This window comes from Natrinema zhouii, assembly GCF_013456555.2.
Taxonomy (GTDB): domain Archaea; phylum Halobacteriota; class Halobacteria; order Halobacteriales; family Natrialbaceae; genus Natrinema; species Natrinema zhouii.
The window spans coordinates 1,458,384-1,484,795 of record NZ_CP059154.1 but is presented as its reverse complement, the minus strand read 5'-3'; the positions used below and the strand labels follow the sequence as shown (position 1 = coordinate 1,484,795).

The window sequence follows — 26,412 nt, the reverse complement described above, 5'->3', positions numbered from 1 at the left end:
GATCCACTCTCCGATCGAAAGACATGCGGAGCGTGGTGCGAGTATCGCTTCTCTCGTGCCGGCTACCCGCGGACGGAGCCGGTCGCGTCCCGTCCGTCGCTGGGACCGGCGCTACCCTCTGGGTGGTACTCGCCGATCACGACGTTCACCGACGCGCCGACCAGCAGGACGAACGCGGTGCCGTAGAGCCAGACGAGCAAGAGAATGATCGCACCGAACGTGTCGTAGGTTCCGACGGTGTTCACGAGGTCCGCGTAGATTCCGAACAGCGCCTCGAGGACGACCCAGCCGGCAGCGGCGATGACGGTCCCGGGCAGGGCCTCGCGCACCGAAACGTCCGGCTCCGGGAAGACGTAGTAGACTGGAAAGAACGCGACGGCTAACCCGAAGAACAGCACGAGCGGGGTCAGCGCGACGACGACGGGATGATCGACCGTTGCCAGTATCGCGGTCGAGATCCCGACCCCGACGGTCGCGATCAGGATGACGACGAAGACGACGAGGCCGTCGATGAGGGTCCCGCGGAGTGAGCTCTCCCCGTCCTCGTACAGCTCGTCGAACGCGGTGGTCAACCCTCGGAAGATGCGAAACATGCCCCACAGAAGCGAGACGATCCCGATGAGCGACGCCCCGGCGCGCTCGGACGCGTGCGTCAGCGCCTCATACACCAGCCCTTGGCCGGCGGGGCTGAGGTGGTCTCGAGCCACCGAGACGATCTGCTCGGTCAGGTACTCGTTGCCGACCGCACCGGTGACGATCAACAACAGGAGCAAGAGCGGCAGCAAGGAGAGGAACGCGGCGTGGGCGATGCTCCCCGCCATGAACGTCACATTGTGCTCGCGAACCACTGCGATCACGTCTCGAGCGACGGATCGAATCCGTCGCAGGTCCATACCGAACGGAGGACTGCGGTCACGAAAAGGACGGCGCAGGCACTCGCCATCCGCCGACGGCGCGACGAGTGCCGGCTCGAAACGAGCACCGGTGACGCGACCAGTGTCGGCCCGAAACGAGTACTGGCGACGATCCGCTCGAGTACCGGATACCACGTCCGAATATCGGTGCACTGGCCCCTGACAGCCCGACGGCGCTCAGCGGGACGTAAGACCTAACCAGCCCCATTCCGTACCTGTATTCAGCCACAGCAGGCGCGTCGGAACTGCTCGCCGTGCCGACGCCACATCATCATGAGTGACGAGAGCACACGATCCCGAACCGAGACGGACATCCACCAGTTAGACGAGGACACCGTCGCCCGAATCGCCGCCGGCGAGGTCGTCGAACGCCCCGCCAGCGCCGTCAAGGAACTCGTCGAGAACAGTCTCGACGCCGACGCGAACAGCGTCGATATCACCGTCGAGGAGGGCGGTACCGAACTAATTCGCGTCGCCGACGACGGACGGGGGATGTCCGAGGCGGACGTCCGCGCGGCCGTCCGCGAGCACACGACGAGCAAGATCGACGGGCTCGAGGACCTCGAGTCCGGCGTCGCCACGCTGGGATTCAGGGGCGAGGCCCTGCACACCATCGGCTCGGTGTCGCGGCTGACCATCCGCTCGCGACCCCGCGGCGCGGACGGCGCGGGGACGGAACTCGTCTACGAGGGCGGCGACGTGACCAGCGTCGAGCCGACGGGCTGTCCCGAGGGAACGACCGTCGAGGTCGACGACCTCTTTTACAATACGCCCGCCCGGAGAAAGTTCCTCAAGACGACGGCGACGGAGTTCGCCCACGTCAACCGCGTCGTGACGCGCTACGCGCTCGCGAATCCGGACGTGGCGGTCACGCTGACCCACGACGGCCGCGAGGTGTTCTCGACGACCGGGCAGGGAGACCTGCAGGCTGCAGTTCTCTCCGTCTACGGCCGCGAGGTGGCTGCTGCGATGATCCCCGTCGACGCCGACGGCGACGAACTCCCGCCAGGTCCGCTCGAGTCCGTTTCCGGCCTCGTCTCCCATCCCGAAACGAACCGCTCGAGTCGGGACTACCTCGCGACGTACGTCAACGGTCGTGCCGTGACCGCCGACGCCGTCCGCGAGGGGATCATGGGCGCCTACGGCACGCAACTGGGCGGCGACCGCTACCCCTTCGTCACGCTCTTCCTCGAGGTTCCCGGCGGTGCGGTCGACGTGAACGTCCACCCCAGAAAGCGGGAGGTGCGCTTCGACGACGACGACGCGGTCCGCCGGCAGGTCGACGCCGCCGTGGAGAGTGCCTTGCTCGAGCACGGTCTCCTCCGATCCGGCGCACCTCGCGGCCGGTCGGCACCCGGCGAGGCGCGAGTCGATCCCGGCAGTGATCGCGCTGCCGAGTCCGGCACGTCTGCTACCGAGTCGACAACGCTCGAGCGCAGTGCCGAGACCGCGTCGACTGCAGCGGAATCGGACGACGGCGGGAGTCAATCCGCAGCCTCGAATCCGAACTCCGAAACGGACGACGCATCGTCGGCTGACGGTTCCGCGAGGGCCGGTTCGGGGACCGACTCGAGCGATTCGGACGTCGATGTCGCCGTCGACGCGCCGCAGGCGCAGTCGCACTCGAGTAACTCGGCGGACATAGCGACAAACCCGACGGAGACGAGCGCGGACCCAGTTTCCGACGCGGGCGGGAGTGCCACGTCCGACTTGGCGAAAACGGGGTCCGGTTCGACGAAACCGGATTCCGGCTCGAGCCGGCCGAATTCGGATCAGGGTCACGGCTCCACAGCGGATCGAGATCGCGGCACCGATTCCGACGCAGCGCGCAAGTTCGACGCCGCCACCGACCAGCGGACGCTGACCGGCGAGGTCGCGGCGGACGAGCGAGCCGAGTTCGACTCGCTGCCGTCGCTGCGGGTGCTCGGCCAGCTCCGCGACACCTATCTGGTCTGCGAGACGCCCGACGGGCTCGTCCTGATCGACCAGCACGCGGCCGACGAGCGCGTCAATTACGAGTGCTTGCAGGCGGCCTTCGCCGACGATCCGACCGCGCAGGCGCTCGCAGAACCCGTCGAACTCGAGTTGACCGCGGCGGAGGCGGAAGCCTTCGAGCACTACCGCGAGGCGCTCTCGCGGCTGGGCTTCTACGCCGATCGGATCGGCGACCGGACGGTCGCCGTGACGACCGTGCCCGCGGTGCTCGAGAAGGCCCTTGAGCCCGATCGGCTGCGGGACGTCCTCGCGTCGTTCGTCGCGGGCGACCGCGAGGCGGGTGCCGAGACGGTCGACGCGTTAGCCGACGAGTTCCTCGGCGATCTGGCCTGTTATCCGTCGATCACGGGGAACACATCGCTAACCGAGGGATCGGTCGTCGACCTGCTGGCAGCCCTCGACGACTGCGAGAACCCCTACGCCTGTCCGCACGGCCGACCGGTGATCGTCCAGTTCGACGAGGCGGAGATCGAGGACCGGTTCGAGCGGGATTATCCCGGCCACGGCGGGTAGATTTCGCTCGAGTCGGGTTTCGGACGAGCAGTAGCGGGGAGTATACGTGCCGTTCCGACCCAGCCAACCGGTCGCGGTGGCGCACGCTGTCGGCCGGCCGAGCGAGAGCGAGGTCGGCCGATGACTTCGTGCGAGGGATGAGCGAACGACCGCGGGGAGTGAGCGAATCGGCTGGGGAGGACGTGGCGATTCCCTGTTGCCACGATAGCAGAACATTTCATTGCATCTACTCTCGCCTGAATGTTCCACTCGACGAACACGTCTATTGAACGATACGTTTGTCACGTCGCAGCCGAACCGATGCCGTCGATACGGTCCCACGTCGGCACTGGTAGGTGACTCGAGGCACTACCCCACCCCATGACGACCCCTCTCGAACTCGACGGCTCGAGCGCCGGCGGCCAGTTCCTCCGAACGGCGCTCGCGGTGTCGGTCCTCGAGAACGAGCCGGTCCGCCTCGAGCACGTCCGCGGCGACCGGTCGACGCCCGGATTGGGCCACCAGCATCTGGCGGTGCTCGAGACGATGGCCGAACTGTGTGATGCCGACGTGTCCGGCAACGAGCACGGCGCGGAGACGATCGAGTTCGAGCCGGGACTCGAAGGCGGGACCGATCCAGCGGGCCGCCAGCGACTCGAGGGCGGCAGCTACGCCGTCGATATCGGCACCGCGGGCAGCGCCACACTGCTGTGCAACGCCCTGTTGCCGCTGGCGACGATCCTCGAGTCGCCGCTGTCGGTGACGGTCACCGGCGGGACGGACGTGGCGTGGTCGCCGCCGCTGGATTACCTCCGATACGTGACACTGCCGCTGTGTCGGCGGTTCGGCCTCGAGGCCACCTGCGAAGTCGACCGTCGGGGGTTCTATCCCGACGGTGGCGGCGAAGTAACGCTCCGGCTCGCGCCCTCGAGCCTCGAGCGGATCGACCTCCTCGAGCGGGGCTCGCTCGAGGGGCTTCGCCTCTACTCGACCGAGTCGGAATCGCTTGCGGACCGCGACGTGGCCTACCGGCAGGCCGAGGGAGCGCTCGAGCGACTGGAACGAGATCCCGACCTCGAACTCACGGAGCGCTGCGAGACGACCGCGGCGAGTCCCTCGCCCGGCTCCGCGCTGGTCCTCCGCGTCGATCACGGGACCGGTGTTGCCGGCTTTTCGGCCCTCGGCGAGCGCGGCAAACCGGCCGAGCGCGTCGGCGAAGACGCTGCCGACGCGGCGAATCGGTTTCTCGAGGGCTCCGCGCCGGTCGACCGGCACATGGCCGACCAACTACTCGTCTTTCTCGCGCTCGCAGGCGGCCGAGTGCGCGTGCCCGCGGTCACTGACCACGTCGAGACGCGGTGTGACCTGCTCGAGGCGTTCGGGGTCGACGTGGGGCTCGAGCGGGAAGCTGAGACGACGGTGGTGTCGGTCGCGCCGTCGCTGGACGTAGGTCAGTAGTTCGTTGCTTCTGGATTTACTGCCGCTCTCGATTCAGCAGTCCTACCAGCACGACCAGCAGGAAAATCACGAGAATACCGCCCCCTGTGACCGCGAGCGCGAACGTCGGGTCTGCGGGATCAAAGCCCGAGTCCGCGAGCGGAAGCGTCCCCAGATACGTCACGAGTCGGCTCCACGCAACGATGACGACCATGAACGCGATAGCGATCCCCACAAAGAGGAGTTGGTAGTCGAACCACGTTTTGAGCCCCTCTGACGATACCATCTGGAAAAGTATTGAAGATCCAACTGTTTATCTATTTCGTCACAGTAGGACCCGTCCGCTCGAGTCCCAGTCCGATTCGCTCTCGATCTTCGGGGATCAACCGGCTGGTCGGTTCGCGATTGGGGCTCGAGTAGTCGTCGTTCACTGAGTGGAATCCGACCGTTTCGGCGGTCGATCTGGCGTGGAACCAAGGATCTCGTACTAGATGTGCTTCGCGGACAGTGCGCCACCGCACGTCGGGCGTCCGTCTGGGAGCAATACACGGTTTCGATCGTCGGAACACCGCCACAACTTATATCCGCCCCGTCCGTTGGCTGGGGTATGACCGAGGGACACGCCGCCGTTCGCGGCCGTGCGAGCCGGAGGGTCGACCCGTGAGCGACATCGTCACGTTCGGCGAAACGATGCTCCGGCTGTCGCCGCCGGGGAACGAACGCCTCGAGAACGCAAACGAGTTCGAGGTTCGCGCCGCCGGCGCCGAGAGCAACGTCGCCATCGCGGCCAACCGGCTGGGTGCCGACGCGACCTGGCTCTCGAAGGTCCCCGAAACGGCGCTCGGCCGCCGCGTCGTCAACGAACTCAGCGGTTACGGAATCGAGACGGACGTCGTCTGGAGCCACCGCGGTCGGCAGGGGACCTACTACCTCGAGCAAGCGGGCAAACCGCGCGGAACGAACGTAGTCTACGACCGGGAAAACACCGCCATCGCGACGGCGGAGGCCCGCGAATTCGACATCGATCGGATTCAGGACGCCCGGATCTTCTTCACGACCGGGATCACGCCCGCGCTCTCCTCGACGCTCCGAGACACGACGTTGAACCTGCTCAAAGCGGCCCGCAAAGGCGGGACGTCGACCGCCTTCGACTTCAACTACCGGCGCAAGCTCTGGTCGCCCGACGAGGCCAGAGAGACGCTGACCCGGCTGTTCCCGGGGATCGACATCCTCGTGATCGCCGCTCGAGACGCGCGGACCGTCCTCGGATTCGAGGGTGACCCGCGCCAGCTCGCGCACAAACTCGGCTCCCAGTACGACTTCACGACCGTCGTCGTCACCCGCGGTGCGGAGGGCGCGGTCGGCTGGCACGACAGCGTCGTCCACGACCACGACGCCTACGAGACCGACACCGTCGACCCGATCGGCACCGGCGACGCATTCACGGGTGCCTTCATCGCCCGCCGGCTCGAGGGCGACGACGTGCCGACCGCCCTCGAGTACGCTGCAGCAACGGCGGCGCTCAAGCGGACGATCCCCGGCGACGTCGCGCTCGTCACCGCCGACGAGGTCGAGCGCCTCGTCAAAGAGGGCGGCGAAGAGATTTCGCGATAGGATCTCAGTGCCACGGCTGAGGACTGCAGATGGGTATCGGCTGGCGGCTCGCGACGTTTCGGCGCGACTTGATGCGCACGACAGTTGGAAGGCTCTGTCAGAAATTTCGCTATCACCCACTGCAAGCGAGCAGTGGCGATCCGGAGCGCTAACGGTGACGCTGACGATTCAGACGGTGACGACAGCGACGACAGCGACGATAGCGTGCCCGGCTTCGGTGCCGGCGCTGCGCTGGTCGCTCTGCTGATCGGTGCCGCGTCCCGGATCCGCCAATAACGAGCCGTCCCTGGTTTTCTGCCTTTTCGATCGCTACAGAACGGACAGTCCGAACAAACGTCTTTTTGTGTCGACCCCGAACGACCGCTATGGTACACGTTGCGATCGTCGGGGCCTACGGCAGCGCGGGTGTTGCCGTCGCCGACGAACTTCTCGAACGCCGCGACGAACTCTCCGACGACCTCGAGTTAACGCTGATCGACGACGGGGATCCCGGCGGCGGGCTCTGTATTCTCCGCGGCTGTATGCCGAGCAAGGACGTCCTTTCGGCCGGTGAACACCGGTATCTGGCGCGTCACGACGATCGACTCGAGGGCGTCCCCGAGGCGGATCCCGAGCGAATCGTCGCCCGCAAGGACGAGCACGTCTCGAACTTCGCCGAACACCGCCGGAGTCACGTCCACGACCTGGCCGATCAGGCGGGCGTTGAACTCGTCCGCGACACCGCCCGTTTCGTCGACGACCGCGTGCTCGACGTCGGGGGACGGCGGCTCGAGCCCGACTACGTCGTCGTCGCGACCGGTTCCGTGCCGAACATCCCCGAGCTGCCGGGGATCGACGAGGTCCCTACTCGAACCAGTGCGGATGTCCTCGACACGACCGAGTTTCCGGACTCGGGGATCGTGCTGGGCAACGGCTACATCAGCCTCGAACTCGGGCCCTACCTCAGCGAAGTCGGCGATGTCGATCTCACCGTGATCGAGCACGACGAACGGCCGCTCGAGGAAATGGAACCTGAATACGGCGACGCCCTTCTCGACATCTACCGCGATCACTTCGGGATCGAGGTGCTGACGAACACGGACGAGAAGCGTCTCGAGCGGACTGATGACGGTGGTTTCCGGCTGGTCGCCGAACGGGCGGGCGACGGTGAATGGGAGGGGGACAGCGAGGGTGCGGGCGACGGCGATGAGATAATCGTTGAAGCCGACGAACTCTACTGCTTTACCGGCCGCCGACCGAACCTCGACGGGCTGGGACTGGAGAACACCCGACTCGAGCCCGGGGACGGCTGGGTCACGTCCACGATGCAGGCCCGCGACGACGAGCGCGTGTTCGTTGTCGGCGACGCCAACGGCCGCGAGCCGATCCTGCACGTCGCCAAGGAACAGGGCTTCGCGGCCGGCGAGAACATCGTCAACCACTGGCGGGAGACGGAGTGCGAACCGTACGCGAGCGTTCCCCATCACGTGATCTTCTCGGGGCTGGGCGTCTACCCGTTCGCCCGCATCGGGCACACGCCGGCGACCGCGGCGGCGACGCACATGGACGAGATCGTCGTCACCCGCGAGGCGTCGTCGGACGGCGTCTTCGAGACGAAAGGCCATTCCGAGGGGCGAGCGACGTTGATCGTCAGCGCTGACGACGGCACCGTGCTGGGATTTCAGGGGTTGCACCGTCACGCCGACGTGATGGCCAAGACGATGCAGGTCGTCGTTGAGATGGGACTGGACGTCCGCGAGGTCCCGAAGCGGGCCTACCACCCGACGACGCCCGAAATCCTCGACGGACTCTTCCGAGCGGCGTGTGCGGAACTGGCGGAGCGCGAGGACTGCGTGGCGGAGACCGATTCACAGGATATGATTCCCTAGTCACGCCACCGTCCGCAACCGAGTCACTCGAGAACGTCGCTAGTCCCGTTTCGTCGCTGACTCGAGTGACGACAACGAACATCTGCGGCAGAACGGAGAATTTACATTAATTTTCTAACACCAATCAGATATGAGAGAGTATCTCTACTTGGGAATCGCGATCGCGGCCGAAGTGACCGGCACGACGGCGCTAAAATTCTCGGACGGGTTCACTAACGTCGTCCCCACTATCGTCGTTATTGCGGGATACATCGGCTCCTTTTATTTCCTGAGTCTTACGCTCCAGGCGTTCCCGATCGGACTCGTGTACGCCACGTGGTCCGCGCTCGGAATCGTCGCTGCCGTTCTCATCGGCGTCGTTCTGTTCGACGAAACCGTCGATATCGCCGGTCTGATCGGCGTCGCACTCATCATCGGCGGCGTCATCTGTCTCAACGTGCTCTCCGGAACGTACTCCCCGGCACATTAGTCCATCCCGTCCGTTCGAAACGACTGCGGGAGACCGGTACGTGCTCGATTCGTTGCGGACGGCGACGGTAACGGATCGATGGCGGTCGGCCACCGCTTTTTGGCGGCTGCCGTGATAGCTACCGTCGTGACTCGAGTCGTTCGACGGGCGACGATCGATGACATCTGGGCCATCCACGAGATCGCACGGGAAAGCTGGCACGCCGCCTACGACGACGTACTCGGCCCCGAAACTGTCGACGACGTCGTCGACGACTGGTACGCGATCGGCGATCTCGAGGCCGCGATCACGGACACCAGTGGCCGCGAGGACGCCGCGTTTCTCGTCGCCGAGCGAGCGCCGGGACAGCCATCCGCTGACGGGTCCGAGCGCCGATCCGATCCGCGTGGCTTCGCCCACGCCGTCCCGTGGCCGGAAGACTCCGCTGTGGCGTTTCTCGCTCGCCTGTACGTCCGTCCCGACAGCTGGAACGAGGGGACCGGAACCGCGTTGCTCGAGCGCCTCGAGGTCGATCTCTCGGCGGAGTTCGACCGGATTCGGCTGGCCGTCCTCGCCGCCAACGATATCGGCCTCTCGTTCTACGAATCGCGCGGCTTCGATCGAATCGGGACGCGACCGTCCGATCTGGCGGCGGACCTCGAGGAACACGTGTACGAACGGCGGCTATCGAATTCGGACGGCTCTCACAATCGCTGACCATTACTGCACGCTCGATCGAACGGTGGCTCTGTTGAAATCCAATTCTTCAGATGTATTTTAGCGTGATAAGCACGCTCACTATATGTGCGAACTGACTATTTGGTGTAGATTCCAGTAGTGTCGATTCAGTCAGCATATTCATGCTTAAAGTGGTCTACTTTTGAAGTAATGTCTGCTCTTCGATCTGCACTATTCGATTGGGACGTGGCCCGAGTTTCCAGAGTTATTGCGGCTGGACTATCCATATACATCTCACTGCGTATCACAGACGGATTTCTCGCAGGATTGGGTATGGCAATTATACTTGCTATCGTGCTTGACATACCGTGGTGGGTTACGAAGCGCATCTCGGACCGCTGAAAGCCGAGTAACTCGATATGTCCTTCACCTGTACTTACCGCAGAGGATGCTAAACCCATCAAGTTCTAAGGCTTTCAACAGAGTCTAATCAGTGTTTCACTCGTTGCAGTCGGGACGATACTCGTAGCGACGCCGGTTCCTCGAGCGCGAGTGCCCATGAGTAGGTTGTACAGAAAAACGAGTCTGCCCGCAGCGTCTTGGTAGCCTCGCTCTGCTTACGGCTTACTCCGTTCATCGTTCGTTTGTTCGAGGCTGCGCTCACCTCGCGGCTTCGCCGCTCGTCTCTCGAGGCCTCGTTCGCGTTGCTCACTCGAGCTCGCTTACAGCGTCTTGTCGGCTTCTTCTTCGTCCACGACTTCGATCCCGCGGTTGTTGACCGCCATCGGATCGAGGCCGACCTCCTGGAGGAAGGTCTTGTACTCGCGCTCGCACTGCTCGGCGTCTTTCTGTTTGTTGCTGGCCCGGTCGCAGAGTTCGACGAGGTTCTCGGGGACGTCGTTCTGGTAGACGATCCAGTGGTTGATCAGGTCGCTGAGCCGCCGAATGGGGCTCGTGAAGTGGCCGTAGATCTCGAAGTTCAGCGCGTGGTGGCCGCCGAAGGGGTCGTTCATGTACCGCGCTCGAGGCATCACCTTCATCACCGCCCACTGGATCTTGTCCAGCTGGCGGTCCGGCGCGTCCTCGAGCGTCGCGTTGACGGCCTTTCGGGGGTCGTCCCACGTACTGCCGGGGATCGAGACGCCGTCCAGGTCCTGAATCTCCCGGAGGGCCTCGGACCACTCGTCGGGGCTCGGCTGGGGGTGAACCCGGTACATGGCCGAGACCCCGCGGTCCCACATGAGCACATGCGTGACGGCCTTGTTGGCCTTCAGCATGCACTCCTCGATGATGGTGTGGGCGCGGTCGCGGGCGGGGTTGAGGACGAGCGAGCCGTCTTCCTTGCGCTGTTCGTGCATCTGCTCGGCGAGGTCGTAGACCAGCGCGTTCTCGTCGTGCAGCGGCGCGTCGGGGTCCTCGAGTCGACTCTCGGCCTCCGCGTAGGTGAGTCGCTCGTTGGATTCGATGACCGACTTGTAGATCTCGATGTTCTCGTAGGAGAGGTTCTCCTTGTCGAGGTGCATCTCGACGGTGTGGGCCAGACGGTCCTCGTTGGGCACCAGTGAGCAGACCGTCTCGGCCAGCACCGGCGGCAGCATGTGAACCGTGTAGCCGGGGAGATAGACCGTGTTCCCGCGCTCGACGGCCTCGTCCCACATCGCCGTATCGGGGTTGACGTAGTGGGTCACGTCGGCGATGTGCACCCAGAGGACATACTCGTCGTCTCGCTCCTCGATCGAGATGGCGTCGTCGAAGTCCTGGGCGTCGATCGGGTCCGTCGTCCAGGTCGTCAGATCGCGTAGATCCTGCCGTTCGTCGATCTCGTCCTGTATCTCCGCCGTCACGCCCTCCGTTCGGGCTTCGGCTTCCTCTAGGACCTCGGGCGGGAACTCGTCGCGAAGCTCGAACTTCTCGAAGAGTTCCTCGCGCTTGTTCTCGAGATGGCGCGCGAGCTCCTCCGAGACTTCGACAGGGCCCTGGCCTTCCACCGTTCCGGCCTCGGCCTGTGCGTCGTCACTCATAGCGAGGGCTACGGACGTAAGGGTGAAAGTCGTGTCGGGATTGGAACGCGGACAGTGGACGTTCGGTCGATATCTGGGTGAGCCCGGTCTGGAACGGGATCCCAGGATCGTGAGGTGGCGATCCGACGGTCAGGGGGTAGCAGTGACCCAGCCAGAACCGGTATAATGGTCGAGAGCAATAGACGAGTCGTTCGACACTATGGCCTGGCAGTACACTACTCAGCTCCTTCCGTTTATCGGGGTTCTCTTTTCAGCGATGCTTATTTCGGCCGCATTAGCCGTCTATACCGTGGTCGAACGGACGGATGCGCTGGACGAGCCGAGCGTCCGTGCGTTCGTCGGCCTGAACGTCGGGTGTGCACTCTGGTCGGGCGCGTACGCGCTGCAGTTGCTGAGCGTCGACGTCCAAACGAAACGCGTCTGGTTGGGCGTCGCCTTCGTCGGTGCCGTCCTGGTCTCACTCTCCTGTTTCTCCTTTGCGGTCGCGTACTCGGGCAACGAGGAGTGGCTCTCCTGGCGGACGCTTTGCATTCTCGCGGTTGAACCTATCGTCGCGTTCGTCCTGTACGCGACACAGTACCGTCACCTGTACGAGCAACCGCTCGAGACCGTCGTCGCCGGCGACCTCGTCGTCCTGGATCGAACGTTCGGACCGATGGCGATCATTCACGTCCTGTTCCTGTACAGCCTCCTCGTCGTCGGTGCCGGATTCCTGCTCAAGACGGTGTACGAATCACAACACGTCTACCGGGAGCAGGCGCTCGCGGTGCTGTTCGCCATTCTCGTTCCGCTGGTCGCCAATATCGTGTGGTTTCTCGGTCTGGGGCCCACGGGAGACCTCGATCTGACACCGATCGCCTTCACCGTCTCCGGACTCGCGTTCGCCGTCGCGATCTATCGACATCACCTGCTGGATATCGCCCCGATCGCCCGCACTGCGGTCGTCGAGGATATGCGCGACGGCTTTCTCGTGATCGACGAAACCAACCGCATTCGGGACGCCAACGCGGCCGTTCGGCACAGCGTCTCGAGCGGCGGCTCCACCCCTCTCGTCGGCCGGAATGTAACCGAGGTCTTCCCCGAGATCGCTCAGATCGTTAGCAACGAGGCGTCGACGGGGCAGACCGAGATTGTCGTCGACGCCGACGACGGCCGCCGGTTCTTCGACGTGCAGGTGCAACGTCTCTCGAACGCCGACGGGATTCGGTTGCTCCTCCTGCGAGACGTCACCCAGCAACACGCCGTCGAACAGCGATATCAGTCCTTTATCGAGAACTCGTCCGATCTCATCACCATGGTCGACGACCGCGGGATAATCCGCTACCAGAGCCCCTCGAGTCGGAGCGTTCTGGGAATCGAACCGTCGACGATGGTGGGACAGTCGGCGTTCGAGTTCGTCCACCCGGACGATCGGGAGCGGCTCCTCGAGCAATTTCAAACCGGACTCGACGAATCGATCGTCGTCGACCGAGCGGAGTACCGGCTTCGGACCGCCGACGGCGAGTGGCGAGACGTCGAAACCATCGGCAGCAACCTGCTCGACGACCCGTTCGTCGAAGGCGTCGTCTTGAACACTCGCGACAGTACCGAACGCAAGAAACGCGAACGCGAGATCCGCCGGGCGAACGAGCAACTGGAGCAGTTCGCGAGCGTCGTCAGCCACGACCTCCGCAATCCGCTGAACGTCGCGCAGGGATATCTCGAGATCGCCAGAGAGTCCGTCGACTGTGCGTCTCACGATGACATCGCGATCGCCCACGATCGGATGGAGACGATCATCGAGGAAGTGTTGCTTCTGGCTCGCGAAGGGCGACCGATCGGCGACACCGAGCGGATCGACCTCGAGCGGCTCGTCGACCGCGCGTGGGCAAACGTCGATACCGCCGCGGCGACGCTTTCGGTCTCGAGTGATCGCGCGATCGTTGCCGACGGAGACCGGTTGTTACACCTGTTCGAGAACCTGTTCCGAAACGCTGTGGAACACGGCGGCAGCGCCGTCAACGTCCGGGTTAGCACGACCCCCGACGGATTTTTCGTCGAAGACGACGGGCCGGGGATTCCCGCCGACGAGCGGGAGGCCGTTCTCGAGTACGGCCACACCACGGCGGCATCGGGGTCCGGACTCGGTCTCGCGATCGTCAGGCAGATCGTCGACGGTCACGGCTGGGAGATCCGGGTTACCGAGAGCGCCGACGGCGGTGCTCGGTTCGAGTTCGACACCGACGGCGCGTCCCGGTCAGCTGCGGCGGAACGGGAAACAATCGACGAGGAACGAGGGGGCGATGATAGACGCCGACCGCGAGAGCGTCGGTAGCGCATCGCGGACCGAGCTGGCACTGTCGGGACCACCGAGCACCGCCCTCAGGATTCCTCTTCGAGCGTGCCATATCGCTCTTCGACCGTCGACAGATAGCTCGCGAGAAACGCGTCGCGCTCCCGCTCGCCGGCCTCGAGGTCGACCAGGAGCGCCTCGAGTTCGTCGCGCGGGTGGTGACAGAGGTCGCTGTGACAGGGTTTACAGAGGTGTTCGAACGTCTTGTCGTCGCGGTCCCAGCGGTCACCGTGTTTGTCGTACTCGCGGGCCTCCTCGCGCGGGCGCTCGGTGCCACAGGCGAGACAGGTCACCGTCTCCGTGCGGGTCCGAGAGGGCCACATACTCGACCTGACGGCGTGGGCCCACTTAGCGATTGGCACACTGGTCACCCCGTCCTGACGGTCAGGGCAACCGATCTACCGGGGTCGCTCGCGCTCCTCGTCAACGCGACCGCCCTCGTCCGCACGTTTGACGCCTTCGTCGACGGATGGGGACCGCGACCCAGCGTCAGCGCTGACGTCGCGATCGAGGTCGGAATCCGACTCCACCTCGGGGAGCTCGAGTCGCCCGTTGGGATCGATTACCGTTCGCGCCGGGATCGGCTCCGGTTGCGGCGGACGGCGCGCGACCAGCCGTTGAATGCGGGTAAGATCCACCGACTGCTCAGTCTCGATCTCCTCGTACTCGACGACGATCCGATCTCCCTCGGCGAAGATACGGACGTAATTCAACCGGAACGAGGGGTAGTACACCCCCGGCAGCCGCGAGAACCATGTCTCGACGTGCTGGAGTTTCTTCAGCCAAGTCCCCGTGTTGACGACGACTCGATCGCCCCAGCGGGTGAGCGACGCGCGGTGAGTGTGCCCGTAGACGAAGACGGCGATGTCAGGATTCGACTCGAAGACTTCCCTGGCCGCGTTCAGGAAGGGCTCGTCGCCCTGCCCGACGCGAACGCCTGAGAGGACGACGCCGAAGCGCTCGAGCGTACGTTTGAGATCGCGTCTGAACAGCCACAGGGGGACCGCGACCAACGCCAGAACGGCGATGATCACGAGATTAACGGCGACGATGAGTTCGAGGACGATCGCGGCGACGCCCAGCGCGTGGACGACGGGATTGTCGGTGAAAAACCGCGCCGGGAGGAGGCCGACCGTCTCGAGGACGGTGCCGAACAGGTAGAGGAGCGTGAGGTTGAAAAACACCAACAGTGGGACGACGATCGCGCGGAGGAACGGGCTCATCTCCCGGTAGAAGTAGTTCGAGAGGAGCCAGCGCGGGATCTCTTCCATCGGGGCGACCGACTGGATGTCGCGCAGCCAGTCGCCTCTCGCCTGGCCGGAGTAGCGGCCGGCGGCGGCGACGATCCGCTGGACGACGAAGTAGCCAACCGGGAGCGCGTCGGGACTTCCCCAGTCCGGCAGCCGGTTGTTCGCGTCGCGTTGCTGGCCGTGTTCGATCCAGATCTCCCCGTCGCCGACCTCGCGAATGATCGCTATTTCCTGCTCGAGGGCGACGTTGAACTCCTCGAGGCGATCGACGTGGGAGTCGTAACAGGCGAGGTCGTAATCGTGGTTGCCCGGGATGAGCGTGATGTCGATCTCCGCACCGGTCGCGCAGAGCTGCTCGAACACGCGCGGGTGATCGTCGATGACCCGCTCGAGTTTCGCCGGCCCCGTCACCTCGGCGTACTCCCAGAGCCCGAACGCGTCGCCGTTGATGATCAGCTCGATGTCGCCACCGCGCTCCTCGAGGCCCGCGAGAAAGTCGAGGAGCTCCGCCTCGAAGTCGAGTGCCGTTAGCTGTTCGTCGCCGCCCATGTGGAGATCGCTGATGAAGACGTACTCGCTGGCCATCGGACGGGTCCGGGGTACTACCAGACCGGCTGGGATAGTGGTTTCCCCGTCCCCGATGGTCCGTCCGATCGAGTTCTCTATACGGCATATTCGCCTGTCTCATCCGGTCTCCCGATCCGCGACATCGAATCTCATCTATTAAATGCGTCCGGGCGGTAGCACGAGTATGCAGGTCAAATCGCGACATCACCTCCGGAGCGACGCCGTGTCCGAGCTCGAGGAGACGCTCGAGGAGCAACTCGGCGTCTCGCCCGAGGGTGACGACTACGAGCGCGTCGAGTTCGAGGAGACCGACTGGGAGGTCGTCCTCATCGACGGCGAGCCGCGGGTTGCGTACTTCGACGAGGAGCCGTTCCTGACGGTCCGCGGCGCAAACGCATACGAACCCGAGAAGCGACTGGTCACCGTCGACGCAGGGGCCGTCTCGTTCGTCAGCGACGGTGCGGACGTGATGCGCCCCGGGATCACCAAGGCGACCGACGACGTCTCGCCGGACGATCTGGTCGTCATCGCCGAGGAGTCTCACGGAAAAGTGCTTGCAGTCGGCCGCGCCCGCGTCGACGGCGCGGACATGGTCGGCAACGAGGGGAAAGTAGTGGACTCGCTCCACCACGTCGGCGACGAACTCTACGAGTTCACCGGGTAGTCGATCCGTCGCCTTCGCCACGTCTCGTCCCACCGCTCGGTTGTATTCGTTGGCTTTCGGTTTCCTCTCTGTAACGCAGCGTGCCGACCGTCTCTGATCACGCGACTACTTTTTAGAAATGAAGACACTCTCTGAAGGGAGAATAACCGCTGACAGTGTATTTCAGTCACGGGATCACTCCCGTCTGACGTAAGAACTATACAGACAGCGCCGGACTCTCTCCGGTATGGGATTGATGAGCAAAATTCTCGGCGGGAACCAGTCCCGAACCGTCGAGGACTACGCCGAACTGGACCTCGAGGACGCCTCCATGGGATCGGCCGAGGCGACGATGCAGGTACATATCGCGGAGGTCGGCACGAAGGCCGATGCGATCGATATCAAAGACGCCGTCTACGACGGCGATATCGTTATCGCGGATATCACGCGCCTGCGGACCGAGGATAGCACCGTCGAACACATCGTCGACGAACTGCGGCAGGTCGCCCAGGAGGTCAACGGCGACATCGTCCGGAAGGGTGACGATCAGATGATCATCACGCCGACGGGCGTCCACATCAGCCGCGAAAAACTGGGCCAGAAGCTCTAGCGTCGGTCACTGGACGACGAGTCTCGTCCCGGCTTCGGCACTGTAACTACGCTCGAGTCGAAGCCACTCGTTCGCTTTCTCCGCAGTTGCCGTCGCTGAGTTACTTTAAGGAGGTCGCCGTCGCTCAGTTAGTTCTCGGCGGTCGCCATGGCTCAGTTGCTTCGCTAGGAGTCTCTCGTGAGCGTTCGTGAGGACAGCGATCGCACTACCGATCTGGGTCGTCGATAAAATGAAATTTAGTGTAGTGTCGCTCGACGCGACGAACTGAAGTCGAGTTTACGTGCGCTTGACGTTCGTCGCGCGCGGGCCCTTGGGGGCCTGCTCGATATCGAATTCAATCTCTGTGCCTTCTTCGAGATCCGGACCGCCAACATCCTCCATGTGGAAGAAAACGTCGTCGTCCGCGTCGTCCGTCTCAATGAAACCGTAGCCGCCTGTGTCGTTGAAGAAATCGACCTTACCTTCTGCCATTACAACCATACGTAGAGCCGGATCAGGGATAACACTTGCGAGGGTCGTGGTATCACGACCATCATTTCGCGCGAATACCGGCTAGTGCTGTTCGACGATTGCTGGCAGCCTGCCCTCAAACTGGTCAAGATGTCTGACTGCGGGCGCTCGAGTAATTTTCACCCGGTGGGAATTCCCGATCCCGGTTTTCCCCGAACGGACGTACCACGGAGTATGACGGGATTTCGCGCAACGGTCGTCGTCCACAGTCCGGGGGACTGTCCGGTCGCCACCGTCTCCGCAACTACCGACGAACCGGTCGACTCCGTCTCCCGATCGTCGCAGCCGACGGCCGAGGGAACGATCGTCGAGGAGTTCGGTGTCGCGGCGGACGCCTCGGTCGACGGGGACCACGACGTCGAGTTGACGCCGATCCAGTCCAACGATCGGGAGGCCATCTACCGATTCGAACGGGACAGTGCCGCCAACTGTGCCTGCGAAGTTATCGAGCGAACGGGAACGCCGGTCTCGTCGGTCCGCGGCCAAGACGGCGCGCTGCTCCTCTCCTTTCGGACCGTGGAGCTGTCCGAAATCACCGCGATCGTCGACGAACTGCGCGCGTATTTCGACGGCGTCGTCGTCGAGGAACTCTCGCAGGACCACGAGGACGTCTCCGGCGATCCTATCGTCGTCGACCGGGATCGGCTCACGACCAGACAGCGAGAGATCCTCGAGACAGCCCACGAACTGGGGTACTTCGACTATCCCAAGGGCGCGAACGCGACCGACGTCGCCGACGAACTCGGCGTCGCCCGATCGACCCTCACCGAACACCTCGCGGCGGCCCAGACGAAGCTGATGGATGCGATCCTCGAGACGGACCATCGTCAGCAGTGACGCCGCTGCAGGAAATCGTTGCCGGTCCCTCTCGCCCCGTCCCAGTAACCCTTTGACATCCCGTCCCGTTCTCGCAGCTATGGACGTTATTCACACGGCCCTCTGGGTATCGGATCTCGAGCGGACACGCGAGTTCTACGTCGACGGGCTCGGACTCGAGGAGAACTGGTCGTTTACAGCCGACGACGGCGTCGAAAACGTCTACATCGGCGGCGAGAACGGGGAGTTCCAGTTCAAGTACGACCCCGCGGGCGGACCGGAAATCGATTCGGGGACGATGGCACACGTCGCGGTCGGCGTCGACAGCACCGACGAGACCTTCGAGCGATTGGTCGAACGGGAGGGGCCGACCGTCCAGACGGAGCCGACGACGATGAGCGATATCGGCGTCCGCGTCGCGTTCGTCGAGGATCCGGACGGCTACGTCGTCGAACTGGTCGAAGAACTCGAGTGAGAACGCGAGCGCCGCGATGGGGCGCTCGTCCCGCTCGAGCGACTACTTCTCGGGGACGTCGGCCGCGGCGGGATCCGTGATCGACGGCTCCGTGCGGACGACTTGGACGAGGAGGCCGGCCGCGACGGTCACGACGCCGGCCAGAAAGAGCCACGAGGCGCGGTAACCGACCGTGTCGGCGAGATAGCCAAAGGCCGGCGGTGCGACGAGCGCGCCGCTGGTGAGCGCGAGCTGACCGCCCGCGGTCGCGCCGCCCATCTCGTCGGCGCTGACCAGCGTCGCCATGACGGAGTAGTAGACGCCGGTGTAGCCGAGCACGAAAAACCCGAGGAGACCGAACGCGATCGCCGCGCCGCGTTCGGTGGTCGTCGAGGCGACGACGACGAACATGACGGCGCTGCCAAGCGACTGGACGATGAGTAACAGCCCGATTCTGACGCGGGGCTCTCCGGGCAAGACGTCGCTCAGCCAGCCGGTCAGCACGCGGCCGACGCTGCCGAACAGTTGGACGAGCGCGAGGACGACGCCGCCGAACGCGACGGACGCCCCGATGGATTCCTCGACGTAGAGGACCGTGTAGCCGGTGGTCGTGAAGAGGGCCGCACCCAGAAAGAGACCGGCAGTCGTCAACACGACGTACGGGCGATTCGAGAGCAACGCGCCGAAGTCGGGATAGTCGGCCACGCCGCCACCGCTGTCGCTCGAGTAGCCGACGTAAAACACGACGGCGACGACCGCGCCGATTCCCGCGGCGACGAGAAAGCCGGCTCGGGGGAAGAGCGCACCTGCCAGGCCGGTGACCAGGAGCGCGCTGATACCGCTGCCCCCGGTGACGCCGACCTGCTTGATACCCATCGCGAAATTCTGGCGACCCGGCTCGATCCGATCGAAGACCGCCTTGTTCGTCCCGGGGATCGCGGTCCCGTACAGCGATCCGAGGACGAACACCGCCGCGAGCAACAGGGCGTACGTCGGCGCGCCCGCAACCAGGAGGGTCCCCGTCGCGAGCCCGACGAGGCCGAGCGTCAGCGTCAGTCGTTCGCCGAATCGGTCGGTCAGCGCACCGAGCGGTAACAGGAAGACGGCGTAGCCGAGGGTGAGCGTCGTGACGACGAGTCCGACCGCGAATCGGGACAGCCCGAACTCGTCCCGGAACAACGGCGTCGCAGCGAAGATCGTGTAGTAGCAGATACTCGCAGAAACCTGCCACGTCGTCACGAGCGACACCGTTCGCCAGTACGACCGATCCATACTCCGGTCGTCTGCGGCAAGGCGCATCAAAATTGGCACCCCGCTTCGAAACGAGTGACGACGAGCAGTCGAGTTGGCAGTTGACCGGCTTTCCGTGACCGTCATTCTCCTCCGTTTCACTGCCGTCTCGACTCGGGCGCTCGAGTGATCCTCCACGAAAGACGATTATAGTAGTCGGGCCGGGTATCGACTGACTATCTGTTCGTTCAATCACGAAACTAGTATTCGTCTGTAGTCGTAAAAGCGGCAAAATACGGACATTCGATGTGTCGACGTCCGTCTCCGGACAAACGATAATACTTTTCCATTGGGGTCCGAAATCCCTGAGTATGTCTGACGACCTCAAGAAAGGGCTCGAGGGTGTGTTGGTCGCCGAATCGGGACTCAGCTCGATCGACGGCGACGTCGGTCGACTGATCTACCGCGGCTACACGATCGAGGACCTCGCTCGCGGCGCGAGCTACGAGGAGGTTCTCTACTTGCTCTGGAACGGACATCTCCCGACTGCGGACGAACTCGAGCCGTTTGCGGACGCCCTCATGGACGAACGCGAGGTCGACGATACCGTCCTCGCGACGATGGAGAAACTCGCCGAAGCCGACGAGCAGCCGATGGCTGCGCTGCGAACTGCGGTCTCGATGTTCTCGGCCTACGAACCCGAAGACGACGCCGATCCGGAAGACCTCGACGCGACGCTCCGGAAGGGTCGCCGGATCACGGCCAAGATCCCGACCGCGCTCGCGGCTTTCGAGCGCTATCGGCTCGGCGAGGAGCCCGTCGATCCCAACCCCGAGCTGGGCCTCGCGGCGAACTTCCTCTACATGCTGACCGGCGAGGTGCCGGACGATATTGCCGCCGAGACGTTCGATCAGGCGCTGATCCTGCACGCCGACCACGGCCTGAACGCCTCGACCTTCACGTCGATGGTCATCGGCTCGACGATGGCCGACATCTACAGCGCCGTCACCGGCGGCATCAGCGCCCTTTCGGGGCCGCTCCACGGCGGCGCGAATCAGGACGTCATGGAGGTCCTCATCGAGATCGACGAGAGCGAGCTCGACCACCGCGAGTGGGTCGAACAGGCGACCGAACAGGGCCGTCGCATCCCCGGCTTCGGCCACCGCGTCTACAACGTCAAGGATCCCCGCGCGAAGATCCTCCAGGAACGCAGCAAGGAACTCGCCGAGAACGGCGAGGACAAGTGGTACAACTACACCACGACCATCGAACAGTACCTCACCGACGAGAAGGGCCTTGGCGAGAAGGGGATCGCCCCGAACGTCGACTTCTACTCCGGCTCCGTCTACTACCAGCTCGGCATCCCGATCGATATGTATACCCCCATCTTCGCCATGAGCCGCGCTGGCGGCTGGATCGCTCACGTCCTCGAGTACCAGGAGGACAACCGACTCATTCGCCCCCGTGCCCGCTACACCGGTCCGCAGGACCAGGAGTTCGTCCCGCTCGAAGAGCGATAACGCACAGTCTACGCCGCTCGCTTCCCCTTCGTTTTTGGCACCTCTCGAGTCGATGCCACCGTCAGTTCGTACTCGTCTGTCACGTCTTCACTCGGAGACTGGCTTCAATCACACCCGAGGAGAAACAGTCATCGGAATCGCTTGCAGTCGTCGTGCGGTCGTTCAAAACGGCTTTGCCGTTTCGTGATGCCACAACTCTTCGATTTCTGAGCACGTTGACGAGCTTGCAGGAGCGACGCCTCCGCCAGTGACGAGCCAGTGAGACCGTCCCGACCCACTCGACCGCACAGTGGATCACTCGACGCGCAGATGCGTACTCGATCACTGCAACCGAATCGGTTGTTTCCCATCGGAGATCACTAGCTGCGGCGAACGCGATCTCGAGACGGTGTTCGCTTTGGTTGATTGGGGTGATAATCAGACGCTAAATACTGTCCAACTGGACTTAATCCGGACAAATCCATCAGTAGCGTGCAAACGGTAACTGGCCTTATTCAGTCGGCACACGGTCTGACGAGCCGTATGATGGAACGAACTGATCGTATGGGGATCTCTCTCGGATCGTCTCCGGTGTATCCACGTACTCGCTATATTCGGACGCATATACGCGAGACTGCGGCAAACCAGTGTTCGTCCCGGACGCTTCTGCGGGTCGGAGGGTCGTTCACCCGGGCCGAGAAACCACAAACGGAGCGGGTTCGGTTCGACTAATGTCCGAGCGCATCTCCAGTATAGACGCGATGCGAATCGTTGCAATGGCCAGTGTCGTCGTCATTCATACGAATCCGTTTGAGGGGGTCGGGACGTACGGAAATCTCGCGAACTTCCTGATAGAATCTACTGCGCGGTTCGCAGTTCCGTTCTTTTTCCTGGCGTCCGGATATTTTTTCGCTCTCCAAATCGCTCGTAGCGATCCGACTACCCAGTTCCGCAAACGGGTATCCAAGATCTCTTCGCTCTATCTGTTCGGGCTACTGCTTACGTTTCCGGTTTTCCTCACGGAAACGGTCGTCCGAGCGAGCATCGAAAATCGCGATATCATGACCAGCGTCGTCCACGACCTGACTGCGTTTACGTCGCCGATCGAACTGATCTACTACGGGACATCCGTCTCCGAGATACTGTGGTTCTTCCCGGCACTACTCTTTTCGTACCTGTTCATCTATCTCTGTCTCAATCACGGTCTGAGTGCGTATCTGTTGCCGATTTCGCTCGGATTTCATCTCGTCGGACTGCTCGGTTCGAGCTATACGATGTTCATTGATATCCCGTTCGTGGTCAGAGACGGACTGTTCTTCGGGTTCTTCTACACGAGCCTCGGCTACGCCATTTACTCGCACGACTGGCAGCCGGATCTCGATCGAAGCACGCTCTATCTCGGATTGACTGTCCTCTTCGGCGCGCTCCATATCGGTGAACGATACGTCCTGGGCTACGTCATTACCGACAGTACCGTTGCGCAGGGTGTCTATTGGTCGAGTTACACGATCGGAACTGCGCTGGTTACCGTCTCGCTGTTCGTCTTCCTCCTCTCACGACCGGATCTCGGAACGTCAACCGCGGTACCATCGTGGGGACGGAATTATGCAGTCGGTATTTACGTTGCACATCCGCCCGTGTTATTCGTTCTCGAGGAAGGAGCTGAGGTGCTCAATTCGAGCGGTTACGAGGTACAAAATACGATCCTCTGGCAGTTCGTGTTGACCCCTGCAACCTTCTTCGGGGCCTTGCTAGTCTACATAGCAGTTTCAAAACTGAGACCCGTTCGACTCGGTGGGTTTTCCCTGCCGAGAGGAAACTGGATGCAGAATAGATAACGTTCGACGTTCTGGACGACAGTCGTGTCGGAATCGATCGAACGTCGGTACGCGCAAGTCACTCGAGCCACGACGACCGATATGGACGTCTTCGTTTACGGAACGCTGACTGAACGGGAGCGAGTCGCGACCGTCCTCGGGGACGCCGACTACGAGTTCGCCGGCCGCGCGACGCTCGAGGGACTTCACCGTGTCGACGGTCGGTATCCAACGCTCGTGCCCGGTGGCAGCGTCGATGGGCGACTGCTCGCAGTCGACGATGCGGGCCTCGAGCGCCTCGATCGGTACGAGGGTGTCGAGCGCGGGCTATACGTCCGCGTCGCAGTGCCAGAGACCGGCGCGGCCGGCACCGACGGCGAGCAGTGCTGGGTGTACGTCGGCGATCCGGATCGGCTCGGCGTCGATGCACCATGGCCGGGAAACGGCCCGCTCCGCGACCGCGTCGAAACGTTCGTTTCGCAAACCGATGCAGTGGTACGGAATCGCGAATGACGTCCGTCTGTCCTCCGTCTGACGCCCCGCTCATCCCGCTCCCGTCTGGCGATTTCACTTTCGCCGCGGGTGCATGAGATTTATATACTCCGGGTCCCCTTTTCCAGTCGCACGTCACACGCCGTGCATTCCCTGTATTCCCTGTCGTGCTGCCCTGTTGCAGCACATCGCTGTTGGGGGGACGGCGGTGGGCCCGAAACGGCTCTCCCGGTCCCCGACAGTAATCCTTACACTTCGTCCCGAGTAGACGGTCGTATGCTCGACCATTCGGATATTCTCGAGGCACGCGAGCGAGTACGAGAGACATCTCGACACACGCCGCTCGAGCACTCGCATACCTACTCCGTGATGACAGGGGCCGATATCCGCCTGAAACTGGAGAACTTCCAGCGGACGGGCGCGTTCAAGATCCGCGGCGCGACGAATCGAATCGCGACGCTCTCCGAGGATCAGAAGGAAGCGGGCGTCGTCACGGCCAGCGCGGGCAACCACGCACAGGGGGTCGCGCTCGCAGCCACGCGATCGGGCGTGGACTCGAAGATCGTCATGCCCGAACACGCGCCGATCTCGAAGGTCAAGGCGACCAAGAGCTACGGCGCGGAGGTCGTCCTCTCCGGGCGAGACTACAACGAGGCCGCCGAGCGCGCTCACGAGATCGAACGCGAGGAGGACCGCACCTACGTTCACGCCTTCGACGACGAGTACATCATGGCCGGCCAGGGAACGATCGGCCTCGAGATCCTCGAGGACTGCCCCGAGGTCGAAACGGTCGTCGTCCCCATCGGCGGCGGCGGTCTCATCAGCGGTATCGCGGTCGCGATCAAGGAACAACACCCCGACGTTCGCGTGATCGGCGTGCAGGCCGACGGTGCCTCGAGCGCCGCCGCGTCCCTCTCGAAGGGCGAGCGCGTCTCGATCGACGAGGTCGACACGATCGCGGACGGGATCGCGACCCGCAGTATCGGCGAGCAGACGTTTCCGTACATTCAGGAGTACGTCGACGAAGTCGTCACCGTCTCCGATCCTGAGATCGCCGTCGCGCTGGTCTACTTGCTCGAGCGCTCGAAGACCCTCGTCGAGGGCGCGGGCGCGGTCCCGCTCGCGGCGGTGCTGTTCGAGAAGTTCGACTACGTCGAGGACGAGGTCATCGTCCCCGCGCTCTGCGGCGGGAACATCGACCTCAACACGCTCGCCAACGTCATCGTCCGCGGGCTGGTCGAGACCGGCCGCTATCTGAAGATCGAAACCGTCCTGAAAGACCGCCCCGGCGCGCTCGACGATCTGCTGGACATCTTTACCGAACACCGCGTAAACATCTATGCCATCCATCACGATCACACCTCCCGCAACGTCGAGATGAGCGACACCGAAGTCGAACTCGAACTCGAGATGCGCGGTCCCGACCACGTCGACGAGTTCCTGTCGGCGCTCCGGGGTGCGGGCTACGAGGTCGACGTGCTCGCCTGACGGGAAATCACGGACCCTCTCTCCGTGGCACGTCCGTTCAGGATACGTTCGAGTCTGTCGTGTAATACGGAAACGACCTGTCGCAGAAGAACTATCTATCTCTGATTCACAGTACGAATAATGTTCGCGGGTCTAGTAGCGATAACAGTATTCGCGTGGCTCTGTGTGAGTCTCTAGGTCGGTATCGATGCGACCACAAACAGTTCACATGATGCGTTATTGTGGGGTCTCACGGTATTTTTCGCCGGAATCGTCGGTTTGCTTCTCTATTTCAATATCGGTCGGGATGAGCGGCCCGCGGGAGACGAGTCGGTCGCTCAACAGCCTACCCTGATCGACTGCCCTCATTGCCACGCGAAAGAGGATGCGAGCAGGGAAATCTGCCGATTCTGTGAAAAGCCGTTGAACGGCTCTTAACTACCGTTTTGCCATTACTTTGGGATTACCTGTTCGCTGCATGCACTGTACTGAGCACGCACCCGCGCAGTGTATCGTCGTATCAGAGACAGTAACTGGGATGCGACTTCGCCCGCTTTTAAGCCGTCCCGGCCCGAGACTGTGAGCATGAAACGAATTATCGAAACCGACGACGCACCTGCCGCGGTCGGTGCCTACAGTCAGGCGACCAGCAACGGCTCGCTGGTGTTCACCGCCGGTCAGATTCCCCTGACGAACGACGGCGAGTTGCTCGACGAGGAGCCAATCGAGAGCCAGACGGATCAGGCCCTCTACAACCTCGACGCCGTCCTCGACGAAGCGGGTGCGTCCTCCGAGGACATCCTCAAAGTCACCGTCTTCCTCGAGGATATCGACGACTTCGACGCGATGAACGAGGCCTACGCCGACTACTTCGACGACCAGCCGCCGGCCCGTAGCGCCGTCGAGGTCGCCGCGCTGCCGAAGGGCGTCGGCGTCGAAATCGAAGCCATCGCATCCGTCGACGAAGCCGAGTGAGTCCGGCGTGAGTGGCTATCCGTCCGGGACGATGGGGATCGACCCGCGAGCCAAGTCCGCGTTCCTGTGGGGCGTGGTCGGATTCCTGTCGTTCCTGGTGCTCGTTCAGGGCTACACCCTGCTCGCCGAGCCGATCGTCACGATCACGCAGGCGCTGGCGCTCGGACTGCTGGTCGGCCTCGGAGCGGGGATCGGAGCGTACTTGCTCGAGCCGCGACTCGCTGCGCGGGCGGCGAATCGCGCGAAGGAGTGAGCACATCTCGTAACAGTTAAACAACGGACG

The 26,412-nt window shown here is 63.3% G+C and carries 25 protein-coding genes; 18 read left to right on the top strand and 7 right to left on the bottom strand.

What is annotated here, in order from left to right:
* Positions 1-62: 62 nt before the first annotated feature.
* Positions 63-893: a YihY/virulence factor BrkB family protein gene (locus tag HYG81_RS26010; protein WP_180842549.1), complete on the bottom strand. Its 831-nt coding sequence runs from the start codon at positions 891-893 to the stop codon at positions 63-65.
* A 294-nt stretch (positions 894-1,187) separates the two neighbouring features.
* On the opposite strand from HYG81_RS26010, the gene mutL reads away from it, so the two are divergent.
* Both mutL and rtcA read left to right on the top strand, forming a co-directional pair.
* Positions 1,188-3,422 carry a DNA mismatch repair endonuclease MutL gene (gene mutL / locus HYG81_RS26005; protein ID WP_180842548.1) on the top strand — a complete coding sequence of 745 codons (2,235 nt, stop codon included), beginning with the start codon at positions 1,188-1,190 and terminating at the stop codon, positions 3,420-3,422.
* 360 nt (positions 3,423-3,782) lie between these two features.
* Complete coding sequence (rtcA, locus tag HYG81_RS26000; RefSeq protein ID WP_180842547.1) at positions 3,783-4,859, top strand: RNA 3'-terminal phosphate cyclase; 1,077 nt, start codon at positions 3,783-3,785, stop codon at positions 4,857-4,859.
* 16 nt (positions 4,860-4,875) lie between these two features.
* On the opposite strand, the gene HYG81_RS25995 is transcribed toward rtcA, so the two are convergent.
* Positions 4,876-5,124 carry a hypothetical protein gene (locus tag HYG81_RS25995; protein ID WP_180842546.1) on the bottom strand — a complete coding sequence of 83 codons (249 nt, stop codon included), beginning with the start codon at positions 5,122-5,124 and terminating at the stop codon, positions 4,876-4,878.
* A 374-nt stretch (positions 5,125-5,498) separates the two neighbouring features.
* Between HYG81_RS25995 and kdgK1 the strand changes: the two genes are divergently transcribed.
* The 5 genes from kdgK1 (at position 5,499) to HYG81_RS25970 (ending at position 9,485) form a co-directional block, all read left to right on the top strand.
* Positions 5,499-6,452: a bifunctional 2-dehydro-3-deoxygluconokinase/2-dehydro-3-deoxygalactonokinase gene (kdgK1, locus tag HYG81_RS25990; protein ID WP_180842545.1), complete on the top strand. Its 954-nt coding sequence runs from the start codon at positions 5,499-5,501 to the stop codon at positions 6,450-6,452.
* Positions 6,453-6,584: 132 nt separating this feature from the next.
* On the top strand, positions 6,585-6,728 hold the full coding sequence (locus tag HYG81_RS25985) for a PGF-CTERM sorting domain-containing protein (RefSeq protein ID WP_226376045.1): 144 nt from the start codon (positions 6,585-6,587) through the stop codon (positions 6,726-6,728).
* An 89-nt stretch (positions 6,729-6,817) separates the two neighbouring features.
* The gene (locus HYG81_RS25980; protein ID WP_180842543.1) at positions 6,818-8,320 is read left to right on the top strand and encodes a dihydrolipoyl dehydrogenase family protein; all 1,503 of its coding nucleotides are present in this window, start codon (positions 6,818-6,820) and stop codon (positions 8,318-8,320) included.
* A gap of 130 nt (positions 8,321-8,450) precedes the next feature.
* Complete coding sequence (locus tag HYG81_RS25975) at positions 8,451-8,789, top strand: DMT family transporter (RefSeq protein WP_180842542.1); 339 nt, start codon at positions 8,451-8,453, stop codon at positions 8,787-8,789.
* A gap of 126 nt (positions 8,790-8,915) precedes the next feature.
* Positions 8,916-9,485 carry a GNAT family N-acetyltransferase gene (locus HYG81_RS25970; protein WP_180842541.1) on the top strand — a complete coding sequence of 190 codons (570 nt, stop codon included), beginning with the start codon at positions 8,916-8,918 and terminating at the stop codon, positions 9,483-9,485.
* Positions 9,486-10,168: 683 nt separating this feature from the next.
* Here HYG81_RS25970 and HYG81_RS25965 read toward each other — a convergent pair.
* Positions 10,169-11,467 (bottom strand): RNB domain-containing ribonuclease, encoded by a 1,299-nt coding sequence (locus HYG81_RS25965; RefSeq protein ID WP_180842540.1) that lies wholly within the window; start codon positions 11,465-11,467, stop codon positions 10,169-10,171.
* A gap of 289 nt (positions 11,468-11,756) precedes the next feature.
* Between HYG81_RS25965 and HYG81_RS25960 the strand changes: the two genes are divergently transcribed.
* Positions 11,757-13,781, top strand: coding sequence for a sensor histidine kinase (locus HYG81_RS25960; RefSeq protein ID WP_233289914.1), 2,025 nt, complete (start codon positions 11,757-11,759; stop codon positions 13,779-13,781).
* Between the two features lie 47 nt (positions 13,782-13,828).
* Here the strand turns inward: HYG81_RS25960 and HYG81_RS25955 are convergent, their stop codons facing one another.
* Together HYG81_RS25955 and HYG81_RS25950 are read right to left on the bottom strand one after the other, a co-directional pair.
* Positions 13,829-14,122 carry a DUF7562 family protein gene (locus HYG81_RS25955; protein WP_180842538.1) on the bottom strand — a complete coding sequence of 98 codons (294 nt, stop codon included), beginning with the start codon at positions 14,120-14,122 and terminating at the stop codon, positions 13,829-13,831.
* A gap of 75 nt (positions 14,123-14,197) precedes the next feature.
* Complete coding sequence (locus tag HYG81_RS25950; protein ID WP_226376044.1) at positions 14,198-15,634, bottom strand: metallophosphoesterase; 1,437 nt, start codon at positions 15,632-15,634, stop codon at positions 14,198-14,200.
* A gap of 166 nt (positions 15,635-15,800) precedes the next feature.
* On the opposite strand from HYG81_RS25950, the gene HYG81_RS25945 reads away from it, so the two are divergent.
* Together HYG81_RS25945 and HYG81_RS25940 are read left to right on the top strand one after the other, a co-directional pair.
* The gene (locus tag HYG81_RS25945; RefSeq protein WP_180842537.1) at positions 15,801-16,280 is read left to right on the top strand and encodes an RNA-binding protein; all 480 of its coding nucleotides are present in this window, start codon (positions 15,801-15,803) and stop codon (positions 16,278-16,280) included.
* Between the two features lie 226 nt (positions 16,281-16,506).
* Positions 16,507-16,869 carry a cell division protein SepF gene (locus HYG81_RS25940; RefSeq protein ID WP_180842536.1) on the top strand — a complete coding sequence of 121 codons (363 nt, stop codon included), beginning with the start codon at positions 16,507-16,509 and terminating at the stop codon, positions 16,867-16,869.
* A 276-nt stretch (positions 16,870-17,145) separates the two neighbouring features.
* Here the strand turns inward: HYG81_RS25940 and HYG81_RS25935 are convergent, their stop codons facing one another.
* A complete protein-coding gene (locus HYG81_RS25935; protein WP_180842535.1) occupies positions 17,146-17,340 on the bottom strand; it encodes a cold-shock protein in 195 nt (64 codons plus the stop codon).
* Positions 17,341-17,553: 213 nt separating this feature from the next.
* Between HYG81_RS25935 and HYG81_RS25930 the strand changes: the two genes are divergently transcribed.
* Positions 17,554-18,216, top strand: coding sequence for a helix-turn-helix domain-containing protein (locus HYG81_RS25930; RefSeq protein WP_180842534.1), 663 nt, complete (start codon positions 17,554-17,556; stop codon positions 18,214-18,216).
* A 79-nt stretch (positions 18,217-18,295) separates the two neighbouring features.
* Positions 18,296-18,670, top strand: coding sequence for a VOC family protein (locus HYG81_RS25925; protein WP_180842533.1), 375 nt, complete (start codon positions 18,296-18,298; stop codon positions 18,668-18,670).
* Between the two features lie 42 nt (positions 18,671-18,712).
* On the opposite strand, the gene HYG81_RS25920 is transcribed toward HYG81_RS25925, so the two are convergent.
* On the bottom strand, positions 18,713-19,921 hold the full coding sequence (locus tag HYG81_RS25920; RefSeq protein WP_180842532.1) for an MFS transporter: 1,209 nt from the start codon (positions 19,919-19,921) through the stop codon (positions 18,713-18,715).
* A gap of 329 nt (positions 19,922-20,250) precedes the next feature.
* Here HYG81_RS25920 and citZ point away from each other — a divergent pair, with 329 nt between their 5' ends.
* From citZ to HYG81_RS25890, 6 genes are all read left to right on the top strand, one after another.
* Positions 20,251-21,399 (top strand): citrate synthase, encoded by a 1,149-nt coding sequence (gene citZ, locus HYG81_RS25915; RefSeq protein ID WP_180842531.1) that lies wholly within the window; start codon positions 20,251-20,253, stop codon positions 21,397-21,399.
* A gap of 710 nt (positions 21,400-22,109) precedes the next feature.
* Positions 22,110-23,216 (top strand): acyltransferase, encoded by a 1,107-nt coding sequence (locus HYG81_RS25910; protein WP_180842987.1) that lies wholly within the window; start codon positions 22,110-22,112, stop codon positions 23,214-23,216.
* A gap of 81 nt (positions 23,217-23,297) precedes the next feature.
* A complete protein-coding gene (locus tag HYG81_RS25905) occupies positions 23,298-23,708 on the top strand; it encodes a gamma-glutamylcyclotransferase family protein (protein WP_180842530.1) in 411 nt (136 codons plus the stop codon).
* Positions 23,709-23,963: 255 nt separating this feature from the next.
* Entirely contained in the window at positions 23,964-25,175 is a 1,212-nt protein-coding gene (gene ilvA / locus HYG81_RS25900; protein ID WP_180842529.1) for a threonine ammonia-lyase, read from the top strand.
* A 564-nt stretch (positions 25,176-25,739) separates the two neighbouring features.
* Entirely contained in the window at positions 25,740-26,129 is a 390-nt protein-coding gene (locus HYG81_RS25895) for a Rid family detoxifying hydrolase (RefSeq protein WP_180842528.1), read from the top strand.
* A 7-nt stretch (positions 26,130-26,136) separates the two neighbouring features.
* Entirely contained in the window at positions 26,137-26,382 is a 246-nt protein-coding gene (locus tag HYG81_RS25890; RefSeq protein ID WP_180842527.1) for a DUF7981 family protein, read from the top strand.
* The last annotated feature ends 30 nt before the right edge of the window (positions 26,383-26,412 follow it).

What these genes read in the sequence shown, in the direction of transcription:
- HYG81_RS26010 (WP_180842549.1), bottom strand. Translation starts at nt 893, where the DNA reads ATGGACCTGCGACGGATTCGATCCGTCGCTCGAGACGTGATCGCAGTG.
- mutL (WP_180842548.1), top strand. Translation starts at nt 1,188, where the DNA reads ATGAGTGACGAGAGCACACGATCCCGAACCGAGACGGACATCCACCAG.
- rtcA (WP_180842547.1), top strand. Translation starts at nt 3,783, where the DNA reads ATGACGACCCCTCTCGAACTCGACGGCTCGAGCGCCGGCGGCCAGTTC.
- HYG81_RS25995 (WP_180842546.1), bottom strand. Translation starts at nt 5,124, where the DNA reads ATGGTATCGTCAGAGGGGCTCAAAACGTGGTTCGACTACCAACTCCTC.
- HYG81_RS25980 (WP_180842543.1), top strand. Translation starts at nt 6,818, where the DNA reads ATGGTACACGTTGCGATCGTCGGGGCCTACGGCAGCGCGGGTGTTGCC.
- HYG81_RS25975 (WP_180842542.1), top strand. Translation starts at nt 8,451, where the DNA reads ATGAGAGAGTATCTCTACTTGGGAATCGCGATCGCGGCCGAAGTGACC.
- HYG81_RS25965 (WP_180842540.1), bottom strand. Translation starts at nt 11,467, where the DNA reads ATGAGTGACGACGCACAGGCCGAGGCCGGAACGGTGGAAGGCCAGGGC.
- HYG81_RS25955 (WP_180842538.1), bottom strand. Translation starts at nt 14,122, where the DNA reads ATGTGGCCCTCTCGGACCCGCACGGAGACGGTGACCTGTCTCGCCTGT.
- HYG81_RS25950 (WP_226376044.1), bottom strand. Translation starts at nt 15,634, where the DNA reads ATGGCCAGCGAGTACGTCTTCATCAGCGATCTCCACATGGGCGGCGAC.
- HYG81_RS25945 (WP_180842537.1), top strand. Translation starts at nt 15,801, where the DNA reads ATGCAGGTCAAATCGCGACATCACCTCCGGAGCGACGCCGTGTCCGAG.
- HYG81_RS25940 (WP_180842536.1), top strand. Translation starts at nt 16,507, where the DNA reads ATGGGATTGATGAGCAAAATTCTCGGCGGGAACCAGTCCCGAACCGTC.
- HYG81_RS25935 (WP_180842535.1), bottom strand. Translation starts at nt 17,340, where the DNA reads ATGGCAGAAGGTAAGGTCGATTTCTTCAACGACACAGGCGGCTACGGT.
- HYG81_RS25930 (WP_180842534.1), top strand. Translation starts at nt 17,554, where the DNA reads ATGACGGGATTTCGCGCAACGGTCGTCGTCCACAGTCCGGGGGACTGT.
- HYG81_RS25925 (WP_180842533.1), top strand. Translation starts at nt 18,296, where the DNA reads ATGGACGTTATTCACACGGCCCTCTGGGTATCGGATCTCGAGCGGACA.
- HYG81_RS25920 (WP_180842532.1), bottom strand. Translation starts at nt 19,921, where the DNA reads ATGGATCGGTCGTACTGGCGAACGGTGTCGCTCGTGACGACGTGGCAG.
- citZ (WP_180842531.1), top strand. Translation starts at nt 20,251, where the DNA reads ATGTCTGACGACCTCAAGAAAGGGCTCGAGGGTGTGTTGGTCGCCGAA.
- HYG81_RS25910 (WP_180842987.1), top strand. Translation starts at nt 22,110, where the DNA reads ATGTCCGAGCGCATCTCCAGTATAGACGCGATGCGAATCGTTGCAATG.
- HYG81_RS25905 (WP_180842530.1), top strand. Translation starts at nt 23,298, where the DNA reads ATGGACGTCTTCGTTTACGGAACGCTGACTGAACGGGAGCGAGTCGCG.
- ilvA (WP_180842529.1), top strand. Translation starts at nt 23,964, where the DNA reads ATGCTCGACCATTCGGATATTCTCGAGGCACGCGAGCGAGTACGAGAG.
- HYG81_RS25895 (WP_180842528.1), top strand. Translation starts at nt 25,740, where the DNA reads ATGAAACGAATTATCGAAACCGACGACGCACCTGCCGCGGTCGGTGCC.